The sequence below is a fragment of the uncultured Christiangramia sp. genome, assembly GCF_913046405.1.
Taxonomy (GTDB): Bacteria; Bacteroidota; Bacteroidia; order Flavobacteriales; family Flavobacteriaceae; genus Christiangramia; species Christiangramia marina.
The window spans coordinates 1-12,210 of sequence record NZ_CAJWRQ010000085.1 but is presented as its reverse complement, the minus strand read 5'-3'; the positions used below and the strand labels follow the sequence as shown (position 1 = coordinate 12,210).

At 39.3% G+C, this 12,210-nt stretch carries 10 protein-coding genes; 6 read left to right on the top strand and 4 right to left on the bottom strand.

Going from position 1 to position 12,210, the window contains the following annotated elements; genetic code table 11:
* The 4 genes from QZ620_RS10980 to QZ620_RS10965 all read right to left on the bottom strand — a co-directional run.
* Nucleotides 1-1,631, bottom strand: a 1,631-nt coding sequence (locus tag QZ620_RS10980; protein WP_295181570.1) for a nucleoside transporter C-terminal domain-containing protein, incomplete at its 3' end; no start/stop codon positions are given.
* Nucleotides 1,632-1,637: 6 nt separating this feature from the next.
* Nucleotides 1,638-2,264 carry a bifunctional nuclease domain-containing protein gene (locus tag QZ620_RS10975; protein ID WP_295181568.1) on the bottom strand — a complete coding sequence of 209 codons (627 nt, stop codon included), beginning with the start codon at nt 2,262-2,264 and terminating at the stop codon, nt 1,638-1,640.
* Between the two features lie 86 nt (nt 2,265-2,350).
* The gene (locus QZ620_RS10970; protein WP_295181566.1) at nt 2,351-3,319 is read right to left on the bottom strand and encodes an electron transfer flavoprotein subunit alpha/FixB family protein; all 969 of its coding nucleotides are present in this window, start codon (nt 3,317-3,319) and stop codon (nt 2,351-2,353) included.
* A 46-nt stretch (nt 3,320-3,365) separates the two neighbouring features.
* Nucleotides 3,366-4,112: an electron transfer flavoprotein subunit beta/FixA family protein gene (locus tag QZ620_RS10965; protein WP_295181564.1), complete on the bottom strand. Its 747-nt coding sequence runs from the start codon at nt 4,110-4,112 to the stop codon at nt 3,366-3,368.
* Between the two features lie 308 nt (nt 4,113-4,420).
* On the opposite strand from QZ620_RS10965, the gene QZ620_RS10960 reads away from it, so the two are divergent.
* The 6 genes from QZ620_RS10960 to QZ620_RS10935 all read left to right on the top strand — a co-directional run.
* Nucleotides 4,421-5,398, top strand: coding sequence for a pyruvate dehydrogenase complex E1 component subunit beta (locus QZ620_RS10960; RefSeq protein WP_295181562.1), 978 nt, complete (start codon nt 4,421-4,423; stop codon nt 5,396-5,398).
* A gap of 59 nt (nt 5,399-5,457) precedes the next feature.
* Nucleotides 5,458-7,950, top strand: a complete 2,493-nt coding sequence (locus tag QZ620_RS10955; RefSeq protein ID WP_295181561.1) for a DUF5686 and carboxypeptidase-like regulatory domain-containing protein — start codon at nt 5,458-5,460, stop codon at nt 7,948-7,950.
* Between the two features lie 69 nt (nt 7,951-8,019).
* Nucleotides 8,020-8,532: an inorganic diphosphatase gene (locus QZ620_RS10950; protein WP_141878615.1), complete on the top strand. Its 513-nt coding sequence runs from the start codon at nt 8,020-8,022 to the stop codon at nt 8,530-8,532.
* A 129-nt stretch (nt 8,533-8,661) separates the two neighbouring features.
* The gene (locus tag QZ620_RS10945; RefSeq protein WP_295181559.1) at nt 8,662-11,070 is read left to right on the top strand and encodes a sodium-translocating pyrophosphatase; all 2,409 of its coding nucleotides are present in this window, start codon (nt 8,662-8,664) and stop codon (nt 11,068-11,070) included.
* A 207-nt stretch (nt 11,071-11,277) separates the two neighbouring features.
* Complete coding sequence (locus QZ620_RS10940) at nt 11,278-11,526, top strand: Rho termination factor N-terminal domain-containing protein (protein WP_295181557.1); 249 nt, start codon at nt 11,278-11,280, stop codon at nt 11,524-11,526.
* 1 nt (nt 11,527) lies between these two features.
* Nucleotides 11,528-12,210 (top strand): Ku protein (locus QZ620_RS10935; RefSeq protein WP_295181555.1); only part of this gene is annotated, 683 nt, incomplete at its 3' end.

Sequence of the window (12,210 nt, the reverse complement as noted above, 5' to 3'; positions counted from 1 at the left end):
CCAAATTCAGAAAGAACTTTACGTTGTCCTGGAGCTAATGATCCAATTCCACCAATTTGAATACCTATGGAAGCGAAATTAGCAAATCCGCAGAGCATATAAGTAGCCATAATGACCGATTTTTCGTAATTAAGGCTTAATGCATTTGCAGGGTTTTTAAGATCTGCCAGTTGAACATACCCTACAAATTCACTTGCTGCCAGTTTAATTCCAAGCAACTGTCCCATAAGCATCATATCTTCTTTTGCAACACCAATGATCCACATCAAAGGAGAAAAGATGATTCCTAAAATCGATTCCAGTGAGAATTTAGAATATGGAGTATATTCTGCCATGACACTGTTTAAAGTAGTAAGCGCACCTAAATATCCAAGGATATAATTGATCATGGCGATAAATGCGATGAAGACTAGTAGCATCGCCGCAACATTCGCCGCCAGTTTTAAACCTTCAGTAGTACCATTTGCGATGGCATCCAGAATGTTACTTCCAATTTTGTCTGAAGAAACCTCTACATCTGTATTAACTGCTTCCTGTTGAGGATATAGAATTTTCGAAATTACGATAGCTCCAGGCGCAGCCATTACGGAAGCAGCAAGCAGGTGTTTAGCAAATTGAAGTCTTAATTCGGGATCATCACCTCCAAGAAATCCAATATATGCCGCGAGTACACCTCCGGCTACAGTAGCCATCCCACCAATCATAACCAATAGAATCTCAGACCTGGTCATACGTTCCAAATAGGCTTTGATCATTAGAGGAGCTTCGGTCTGACCAAGAAAAATGTTCCCGGCGACACTCAGACTTTCCGGTCCAGAGATCCCCATTAATTTGGTAAGCACCCAGGCCATTCCCTTGACAACGATCTGAATCACTCCAAGGTAGAATAATACAGAGGTTAATGCTGAGAAAAAGATAATGGTAGGTAGTACCTGGAACAGAAATATAAATCCAAAACTGTCCACATCCATCATTCCGCCTAACAGGAATTCACTTCCTGCCGCGGTGAAATCAAGGATCAGCACAAATACTTTTCCTACGAATTCGAATACCTTCTGAACTACGGTGATCTTCAAAACACCAATAGCCAATATGAGTTGTGCTCCTAATCCTATACCAACCGTTTTCCAGCTAATTGCTTTTCTGTTATTACTGAATAGGAATGCGATGAGTAGTAGAACGAGCATCCCAAGTACACCTCTAATTAAACTTGAGGTGGACATTCCCTGGCTAGGTATCATTTGCTTCGCAGCTTTCACCGGGATTACATCTTCAGCAAGTTTTGGTTTTGCCGAAAGTTCGAAGGTGTTATCTCTGCCTTTAATGCTTAGGTTTTGATCACTGATCCCGGTTACCCTAAGATTTTGGATAGTATCTTTTGGTGAGTTATAAAACAGGACCAGTAATTTCTTCTGATAAAGATAGTCTCCTGAAGCAATAGTATCTTGTTCAGAATTTGCCAGAAAAAGGAAGCTACCTTCATTAAAATGAACCTCTTCAACATCCTGAAAAACTGAATTCTCTTGAAATTCAGCTGAATTTTCCAGAGTCCAGGATTTGGAAATAGTTTGAGAAGAAGCTGATGCAATAGAAATTAAGACCAGAAACAGGCAACACCAGAGTTTATTCATTATAGATTATTTTCTTTTGGAGATCTCGTCCCTTAGACGAGCGGCTTTTTCGTAATCTTCCTGATTCACAGCCTGGGCAAGTAGCTCATTAAGCTCTTCCAGTGACATTTTGCTGAAACCTGAATCGCTGTCCATTTTTACTTCAATGTCTTCGCGTAGAAGTTCCTCTTCAATAATTTCCTCTTCATCTTTCATTTCCTTAGCACGCTGACTCTCGTCTGCTTTCAGGAAAATTCCAGCTTTATCAAGAATGTTCTTGTAGGTGAAAATTGGGGCGTTAAACCTTAGTGCAAGCGCGATTGCATCGCTGGTTCGGGCATCTACAACTTCTTCGACACCTTCACGTTCACAAATTAGACTGGAGTAAAATACGCCGTCTACCAGTTTGTGAATAATAACCTGTTTTACCGTGATCGAGAATCGATCTGAAAAGTTCTTGAAAAGATCGTGTGTAAGTGGTCTGGGAGGTTTGATCTCTTTTTCCAATGCTATCGCAATGGATTGTGCTTCAAATGCTCCAATAACAATTGGTAACTTACGTTCACCATCTTCCTCATTAAGGATCAGGGCGTAAGCTCCGTTTTGTGTTTGACTGTAAGATATTCCTTTAATGTTCAGACGAACTAAACTCATGCTTCTTAAAAATTAAAAAGGCTGTCTAAATAAGGACAAAATTACCAGATCTAGACAGCCCTTTTATGGGTCGCAATTTAGAAAAATTATGCGTTTTTCTCTTTAAATTCCCTCAATTTTTCATTTAGCTTCGGTACGATCTCAAAAGCGTCTCCAACCACCCCGTAATCTGCAGCTTTGAAGAAAGGCGCTTCAGGATCATTGTTAATTACAACTTTGGTTTTGGCAGCATTAATACCGGCAAGATGCTGAATTGCACCAGATACACCAATGGCAATGTATAAATTGGATGCTACAGGCTTACCTGTTTGACCCACGTGTTCACTGTGAGGTCTCCAGCCCATATCACTAACTGGTTTGGAACATGCAGTTGCAGCTCCAAGAATTTCTGCCATTTCTTCGATCATTCCCCAGTTTTCAGGACCTTTAAGTCCTCTACCTCCTGAAACCACAGTTTCAGCATCGGCGATCGTTACTTTATTAGTAGCCTTATCTACAGATTCTACATTTACGGTGAAATCTTCATCTGTAAGATTCGGGCTAAAATCTTCAGCAGTCGCAGCTCCCTGAGATTCTTTAAGACCGAATGCGTTCTTGGATATTCCAAGCACTTTTACATCAGTATCGATTTTGGTGAAATTAAATGCCTTGTTCGTGAAAGCAGTTCTTTTAACTGTAAAAGGATCTGCACTCTCTGGCAATGCCACAACGTTAGATGCATAACCTGCTTCAAAATGCACTGCAAGTAGTGGTGCTAAATATTTACTGTTCGCACTCTGGCTAAGAACTACAACCTTGCTGCTTTCCTGAGTTGCTGCTTGTTTGATGGCGTCAGAATATGCTTCAGCATTAAAATTCTTCAACTTATCATTGTTTACTTTCAAAACTTTGTCAACCCCATAGGTTCCCAGTTCTGATACGTCATCTATATTAAAAGTAATCGCAGTAACACTGGTATCCAGCATACCTGCAACTTCCTTTGCATAAGACGCAACCTCGAATGAGGCTTTCTTAAATTTTCCTTCTTCTGATTCTATATATACTAAAACTGACATTTTCTAAATTTTTTAATTCCTGAATCTATTTTATTCTGAATCTTGATTAGATCGCCTTTGCCTCGTTGTGAAGCAAGTTGATCAATTCATCCAGATTGTCAGGATCAATTAATTTTACATCTCCTTTAGGTGCAGGCTTCTCAAATTTTACTACTTCGGTTTTTACTGAAGTTTCCGCAGGCTCCACAACATTTAGAGGTTTTTTACGCGCTTGCATAATACCTCTCATATTAGGGATACGAAGATCAGATTCTTCAACTAATCCTTTCTGGCCTCCAATTACAAGTGGAAGAGAAGCAGTTAAAGTTTCTTTACCGCCATCGATCTCACGAAGAGCTTTCGCTTTTTCTCCATCGATCTCAAGGCTAATACAGTTATTAATGAAATTAGCATCCAGAATTCCGGCTAACATTCCCGGAACCATTCCACCGTTATAATCAATAGACTCTCTACCTGCAATAACAAGATCATAACCTCCATCCTTAACAACTTTGGCTAATTCCTTTGCTACCTGATAACCATCAGTTGCAGGAGTATTTACTCGAATTGCTGTATCTGCTCCAATTGCAAGTGCTTTTCTAAGTGTAGGCTCGGTTTCAGCTCCACCAACATTTACAACATCAACAATGGCACCTTGTTTTTCTTTGAACCACATCGCTCTGGTAAGACCAAATTCGTCATTCGGGTTTATTACAAATTGAACACCATTCGTATCAAACTTCGTGTCTCCTTCCGTGAAATTGATTTTGGATGTAGTGTCAGGTACATGACTAATACAAACTAAGATTTTCATATATAAGGTTCTTTTTTTTAATAAAACGTTTTCGCAGACGAAGGTAAGTATTTTATATCAAAAAAAGCTATGCATGCATAATAAATTTAACCAAAAGAAACAGCCAATTTTTAGTTGATTTTTGGTTTTGTAGATGTTTTAATGCGCAATATGTATAAAACTAAGTAAAATAATGAGATTCTCATTATTCGTGATTTCAGCATTTCCGAAGAACTCTGCGACCCCTAAATTTTTGCTTACAATTATGGTATTTACCTTAATGAATTACTATTTTTGCTCTGCAGGAATTAAAATTAAGATTTTACATAATGAGGACAATTCAATTTAGAGAAGCTATTGCTGAGGCGATGAGCGAAGAAATGCGTCGCGACGACAGTATCTATTTAATGGGTGAAGAAGTTGCTGAATACAATGGTGCTTATAAAGCTTCCAAAGGTATGCTTGACGAATTTGGTCCGGATAGAGTTATAGATACTCCAATCGCTGAACTTGGATTTTCTGGAATAGGAGTTGGGTCTGCCATGAATGGTAACCGTCCTATCATTGAATTTATGACCTTTAACTTCTCACTTGTAGGGATTGATCAAATTATCAATAACGCTGCAAAAATGCGCCAGATGAGTGGTGGGCAATTTAATATTCCAATTGTATTTCGTGGGCCAACAGGATCTGCAGGTCAATTGGGAGCAACTCACTCACAGGCTTTCGAAAGCTGGTTTGCGAACACGCCAGGTCTTAAAGTGATCGTTCCATCTAACCCGTACGACGCCAAAGGATTATTGAAAGCTGCGATTCGTGATGATGATCCGGTAATCTTTATGGAGAGTGAGCAAATGTATGGAGATAAAGGTGAAGTTCCTGAAGATGAGTACGTTATTGAAATTGGTAAAGCGGATATCAAGCGTGAAGGTTCTGATGTAACTATTGTTTCCTTCGGAAAAATAATTAAAGAGGCTTATAAAGCAGCTGAAACTTTAGCTGAAGATGATATTTCTTGTGAGATCATTGATCTTAGAACGATTCGTCCTTTAGATATTGATGTGATTCTTGAATCTGTTAAGAAAACGAACCGACTAGTGATCCTTGAGGAATCATGGCCTTTTGGAAATATCTCTACAGAAATTTCTTATCAGGTACAATCTAAAGCATTCGATTACCTGGATGCTCCAATTATAAAGATCAATACAGCAGATACTCCTGCACCTTATTCACCTGTTCTTTTGAAAGAATGGTTACCAAATAGTGAGGATGTTGTTAAAGCTGTGAAAAAGGTCATGTACAAGTAGACCTTTTCAACCTATCTTTGAAACTTCATCTAAACGATGAAGTTTTTTTTTATCCTATAATGAACAAATACACCTACCTTTTAATACTTTTTCTCCTTCCAGTTTTCAGTCTAATCGCTCAAACAAAAGCAGGAGGAATTGTGACCGATGACACCGGCGCAACTGTACCTTTTGCGAACGTAGTTTTCGCAAATTCTACTTCAGGAACGACTACCAATGAAGTTGGTGAGTTTTACCTTCAGTCAGATGATAATTATGATACGCTTGTATTTTCCTTTATTGGCTACAAAACCAAAAAGATCGCTTTAAAATCAAGGGTCAATTTAAATATGGATGTGAAGTTGGAGCAGGAAGCTTCCAGCCTAGATGAAGTGGTTATCTATCGCGGGAAGACCTCAAAAAAGAACAACCCGGCAATAGATATCTTAAAGAAAGTATGGGCAAACCGCCGGAGTAACGGTGTGAATGCCTTTGACCAGTACAGTTACAAGGAATACGAAAAACTGGAATTTGATCTCAATACCATAGATAGTGCGGTGGTGGAAAGCAGGATTTTTAACGGCATGGAGTTTATTTTCGATTATACAGATACTAATGCAGTGACCGGGAAGACTTATCTGCCTATGTTCATTAACGAGTCGGTTACCCAGGTTTACGGAGATAACAAGATAAATGAAGAGAAAAAAGTTTTACTTGGGAATAAGAATTCCGGATTTAACCAGAACAGGAACCTGATCGATTTTGTGAAGGATATTTATGACGATTACGATATTTATAAAAACTACATCAAGTTCTTCGATAAATCATTCGTAAGCCCTATTTCGACTACAGGGATCGATACCTACAATTACGTGTTGTCTGATAGTGCTTACATCGACAATAAGTGGTGCTATAATATCGTCTATTATCCACGCCGAGAGAATGAACTAACTTTTAAGGGAGACTTCTGGGTAAATGATACGACTTGGGCAGTTAAGAACATCAATCTCGAAACTACCAAGGATGTAAACATCAACTGGATCAAACAGGTTTATATCGAACAGGATTTTGAAGTTTTAAATGACTCTGTTTTTTTGATAGAGAAGGATTTCTTTATGGCCGACTTCGGAATCAACAAAAAGAAAACTTCCCAGGGAGTTTATGCAAAACGAACTATGCTTTACGATGAGTATGAGTTTAATAAAGAACGGGGATCAAGTTTTTATAATCAACCAGTCTACAATCCACAATCTCAGGCTTATAATAGAAGTGATGAGTTTTGGAGTGAAAACAGGCTGGAACAACTAAACGAAGATGAAGAGGGAATCTATGTAATGCTCGATAGTCTTACGAAGACAAAGGCTTTTAACAGGTTGTATGATATCGCTACGATTGTGCAGTCTGGTTACGTAGAGTTTGATGGATGGGATTATGGTCCTGTTTATTCTACTTTCGGATTTAATGATGTGGAAGGAGTACGAACCCGTTTTGGAGGAAGAACATATTTTGGACAGAATGATCCATGGAGAATTGAAGCTTATGGAGCTTATGGGTTCAAAGACCATAAGTTCAAGTATGGGGTGTCAGCCAAAGTGCTGCTGGATTATAAAATGCGACTTATCTTAAGTGGTGGAAACCGAAGGGATGTAGAACAGTTGGGAACCAGTCTTACAAATTCCACAGATGTTCTGGGAAGGAGTCTTGCTTCTTCATCACTTCTGAATGTTGGAGATACAGATAAACTGAGTTCGATCAATTTGAGTGTTTTTTCCGTAGAACTGGAACCGGTAAAGAATCTTACCCTAAGATTTGGAGCTAACTACAGAATATTGCAACCGGCATCTGAAGGTTTTAGTCTTGATTATTATGTGGATGACACTCGTACAATCACCGACAGTGAGATCAACCAAACCGAACTTTCAACAATCATTACCTGGACACCGGGTAGAAAAACTTCTGGCTTTGGAGTGGAGCGTAATGTGGTGAACGAAGAAGATTTCCCAACCTTGTTCCTAAACTACAGTCTGGGAGTTAAGGAGGTTTTCAATAGTGATTTTGATTATAAGAAACTTCAGTTTTTTTACAATCAGCCATTGTTAATTGGAGGTTTTGGTAGGTCTAATATCAGCCTGGAAGCCGGGAAGACATTTGATGCTGTGCCTTTAGGGTTGCTGAGTGTAGTTCCTGGAAACCAGACATATTTTAGTATGTACAATTCATTTCCAACACTGGATTTCTACGAATTCGTGACAGACAGTTATTCAGCTATTCATATAGATCACAACTTCAATGGTAGGTTATTTTCCAGAATTCCGTTACTAAGAGAGTTAAACCTGCGGGAATTAGTAGGATTTAGAGCGATCTACGGAGATATTTCACAAGCCAGTAAAGATTTAGATGCTTCCGGTTTACCGCTGGTAGCTCCAGATAATGATCCTTTTTACGAGTATAGTCTGGGTATTGGAAATATTTTAAAAGTAATGCGATTTGACGTTCATTTCCGCGGAAATTACTTCGATAATCCTGACGCAAGAAGTCTTGCGTTTACAATAGATTTCGGATTTCACTTTTAGATAATAGTTTAAATATCAGAAATAACTATATTTGCTGCCCTGAATTTTAACACAGATAAAAATATAAAAATGTCGAATACTTTTGATGTATTGATCGAGATCCCAAAGGGAAGCCGAAACAAATACGAATACGATTTCAAGCTTAAAAAAGTACGTTACGACAGGATGATCTTCTCTTCTATGATGTATCCTGCAGATTATGGTTTTATTCCTAATACCCTTGCATTGGATGAAGACCCTCTTGATGTATTGGTTTTGGTTTCTGAACCTACCTTTCCAGGAATCGTGATGGAAGTGAAGCCTATTGGTGTGTTCCATATGGCAGATGAAAAGGGACCTGATGAGAAAATCATCTGTGTACCGGTATCAGATCCTATCTGGAATAGATTGAACGATCTTAAGGAATTAAACGGGCATATGCTTAAAGAGATCGAACACTTCTTTAAGGTTTATAAAGATCTTGAGAAGAAAAAGGTTGATACAGGAGATTTTGGAGATGCAGACGAAGCTCGTGAGATCATTAAACAGTGTATCGAACGTTATGAGAACTATGACGGTGATAAATCCCGATTCGGAATATAATCCTAAAATATCACTCGAATTATTAAGAATATGAAAGCAATAACCTTAAAAAGTTGTTGCTTTTTTAATTGTTGCCAATTTTACTACATTAGCTAGCATTAATATTTAATTAACAATTAACTAGCTAATATGGAATCAATAATGATCTACCTGCCAGCGGTGCTGGCAATCATCGGACTCATTTTTATGTGGGTTAAAAGATCCTGGGTGATGAAACAGGACTCCGGAGACGGAAAAATGAAAGAAATTTCAGCACACATCTATGAAGGAGCCCTTGCCTTCTTAAAAGCTGAATATAAATTATTGACTCTCTTTGTGATTGGAGCCAGCATTGCGTTAGCCGCAATCGCATATTTTGTTCCAACCACTCATTACCTTATTATAGTTGCCTTTATTTTCGGTGCGATTTTCTCAGCATTTGCCGGAAATATCGGGATGAAGATCGCTACCCAAACGAATGTAAGAACGACTCAGGCGGCAAGAACCAGCCTACCGGAAGCATTGAATATCTCTTTTGGAGGTGGAACAGTGATGGGACTTGGAGTTGCTGGTCTTGCAGTTCTTGGTCTTACCGGCTTCTTTATATTCTTTTTTCATTATTTTATGGGAGGAGAGTGGACCAATACTCAGCAAATGACTGTAGTTCTGGAAACTCTTGCTGGCTTTTCTCTGGGTGCCGAATCTATAGCGCTTTTCGCCCGAGTAGGAGGAGGAATATATACCAAAGCTGCAGATGTTGGGGCTGATCTCGTTGGTAAAGTTGAAGCAGGTATTCCTGAAGATGATCCTAGAAACCCTGCGACCATTGCAGATAATGTTGGAGATAATGTAGGTGACGTTGCCGGGATGGGAGCCGATCTATTTGGAAGTTACGTGGCCACAGTGCTGGCAGCAATGGTGCTTGGAAATTATATAATCGAGGACATGGGAGGTGATATCACCAGCGAAGGTTTTGGTGGTATTGGACCAATTTTATTACCAATGGCCATCGCCGGAGTTGGAATTATCATTTCTATAATCGGGACATTATTGGTAAGAATTTCGTCAAATTCGGCTAAGGAATCTGAAGTTCAGAAAGCTTTAAATATCGGGAACTGGGTTTCGATCTTACTGGTCGCGGTTTCCTGTTATTTCCTGGTAAACTGGATGCTACCTGCGAATACCATGACCATGGGATTCTTTATAGGCGGAGAGGAAGGATTTGAAATGATAAACATAAGTTCCATACGTGTATTTTACGCAACGCTGGTTGGTCTGGTTGTAGGTGGTGCGATATCTTCCGTAACCGAATATTATACGGGGCTGGGTAAAAAGCCAATTCTCAAGATCGTTCAGCAATCAAGTACCGGAGCTGGAACAAATATAATTGCAGGTTTGGCGACCGGAATGATTTCTACTTTTCCATCAATCTTATTATTCGCCGGAGCTATCTGGGCGTCTTATGCTTTCGCAGGTTTTTACGGAGTTGCATTGGCAGCTTCAGCAATGATGGCAACTACAGCTATGCAGCTGGCGATCGATGCTTTCGGGCCTATAGCAGATAATGCTGGAGGTATTGCTGAAATGAGTGAACAGGAGCCGATAGTAAGAGAAAGAACAGATATTCTGGATTCCGTAGGGAATACGACCGCAGCCACAGGAAAAGGTTTTGCAATTGCATCTGCCGCTTTAACTTCTTTAGCACTCTTCGCAGCTTATGTAACATTTACAGGGATTGAAGGAATCAATATTTTTAAAGCTCCTGTACTGGCAATGCTTTTTATTGGTGGAATGATTCCTGTGGTATTTTCTGCTTTGGCAATGAATGCAGTGGGTAAAGCCGCCATGGAAATGGTGCAGGAAGTACGAAGACAATTCAAAGATATTCCGGGTATTATGGAAGGAACGGCAAAGCCCGAGTATGATAAATGCGTGGCGATCTCTACGGAAGCTTCCTTAAGGGAAATGATGTTGCCAGGTTTATTAACTATCGGTTTTCCATTAGTCATCGCATTTCTACCAATGATCTTTGGGATGGATAATCTTGCAATTGCTGAAATGCTTGGTGGCTATATGGCTGGGGTTACTGTGAGTGGTGTGCTTTGGGCAATCTTTCAGAATAACGCTGGAGGTGCTTGGGATAATGCCAAGAAATCTTTTGAAGCTGGAGTCATGATCAATGGTGAAATGACCTATAAAGGCTCTGATGCACATAAAGCAGCAGTAACTGGTGATACGGTGGGCGATCCTTTTAAGGATACTTCAGGTCCTTCCATGAACATATTAATTAAACTGACTTGCCTTATTGGTCTGGTGATCGCGCCAATTTTAGGAGGGCATACAGATGCTGATATTCCAAACCAGGAGGAAACTGTTGAGGTTATCTCTTCGGAAGGTTCTGTGATCTCAAAAGAAATTAGTTTGGAGAAAAATGATCTGGACGATCTGGTAACCGCGAGGGTAGTGGTAACAAGTTCCTTAAATGGAAATGAGACCAGTGACACCTACGAATTTGAAGGGTCAAGTCTGGAAGTGCAGAAAAAGATCGACGCGCTATAGGATGCGCTTCAGAAAAACATAATTAGAAAAACCTCCGCAATCGTGGAGGTTTTTATATTTCCGACTATAAGTTCCATTCTCCTATTTCTTCTGAAAATTGATCGTATAAAATAATATTTCAGTTAAACTATGGTTAATCAATCCCTTAAAATTTCAGCACTCCCGGAAGGTTGATTAAATTTAAGTTCAAATTAAAAGATTCAGAAGATGTCAAAAGATCATGGACCCAGTATTAAAAATGATGAGCAATACGAGAAATTGCGCAAGGAAGGAATGAGCAAGGAAAAAGCGGCAAGGATCGCCAATACGTCCAATTCAGGAGAGAAAGGAGGTAAAGCCGAAAAATACGAAGAGAGAACTAAAGAAGAACTCTACGAACAGGCGAAAAAAGTAGGCATCGATGGGCGAAGTGATATGTCTAAAAATGAATTGATCAAAGCACTAAGAAACCACTAATATGCGCTCAATCTGGAATGGTTCAATAAGTTTTGGTCTGGTTTCAATTCCCGTGAAACTTTATTCGGGTTCAGAAGACAGGCGTATAGACCTGGATATGCTTGATAAAAATGATCACGCCCGTATTCGCTATAAACGTGTAAATGAGGATACTGGTAAAGAAGTGGAATGGAAGGATATTGTCAAAGGTTATAAAAAGGATGATGGCTATGTAATACTGGAAAAAGAGGATTTCGACCAGGCGAACATGAAAAAGACGAAAACCATCGATATTGAAGAATTTATCGATGAAGATGAGGTAGCCGATGTGTTGTTTAAAAAGCCCTACTTCCTGGAACCACAAAAAGAAGGTGGTAAATCCTATAATTTACTACTACAGGCATTAAAAAAGACTGGAAAACTAGGTGTGGCTACATTCGTGATGCGACAAAAGGAGCATTTATCGCTTGTGGGTATTTACAGGGATGCACTGGTTTTACACGTGATTAGGTTTGAAGATGAGATAAGAAATCCCGGAGAGCTAAAGCTCACCAAAACCAAAGTAAAAGCCAAGGAGGTAGATATGGCGGTTTCACTGATCGAGCAGTATACTTCTGACTTTGATTTTAAAAAATACAAGGATATTTATAATGACCAGTTAATGAAGATCATAGAATCCAAAGCGACTGGTAAAAAGCCTAAAGT

What these genes read in the sequence shown, in the direction of transcription:
- QZ620_RS10975 (WP_295181568.1), bottom strand. Translation starts at nt 2,264, where the DNA reads ATGAGTTTAGTTCGTCTGAACATTAAAGGAATATCTTACAGTCAAACA.
- QZ620_RS10970 (WP_295181566.1), bottom strand. Translation starts at nt 3,319, where the DNA reads ATGTCAGTTTTAGTATATATAGAATCAGAAGAAGGAAAATTTAAGAAA.
- QZ620_RS10965 (WP_295181564.1), bottom strand. Translation starts at nt 4,112, where the DNA reads ATGAAAATCTTAGTTTGTATTAGTCATGTACCTGACACTACATCCAAA.
- QZ620_RS10960 (WP_295181562.1), top strand. Translation starts at nt 4,421, where the DNA reads ATGAGGACAATTCAATTTAGAGAAGCTATTGCTGAGGCGATGAGCGAA.
- QZ620_RS10955 (WP_295181561.1), top strand. Translation starts at nt 5,458, where the DNA reads ATGAACAAATACACCTACCTTTTAATACTTTTTCTCCTTCCAGTTTTC.
- QZ620_RS10950 (WP_141878615.1), top strand. Translation starts at nt 8,020, where the DNA reads ATGTCGAATACTTTTGATGTATTGATCGAGATCCCAAAGGGAAGCCGA.
- QZ620_RS10945 (WP_295181559.1), top strand. Translation starts at nt 8,662, where the DNA reads ATGGAATCAATAATGATCTACCTGCCAGCGGTGCTGGCAATCATCGGA.
- QZ620_RS10940 (WP_295181557.1), top strand. Translation starts at nt 11,278, where the DNA reads ATGTCAAAAGATCATGGACCCAGTATTAAAAATGATGAGCAATACGAG.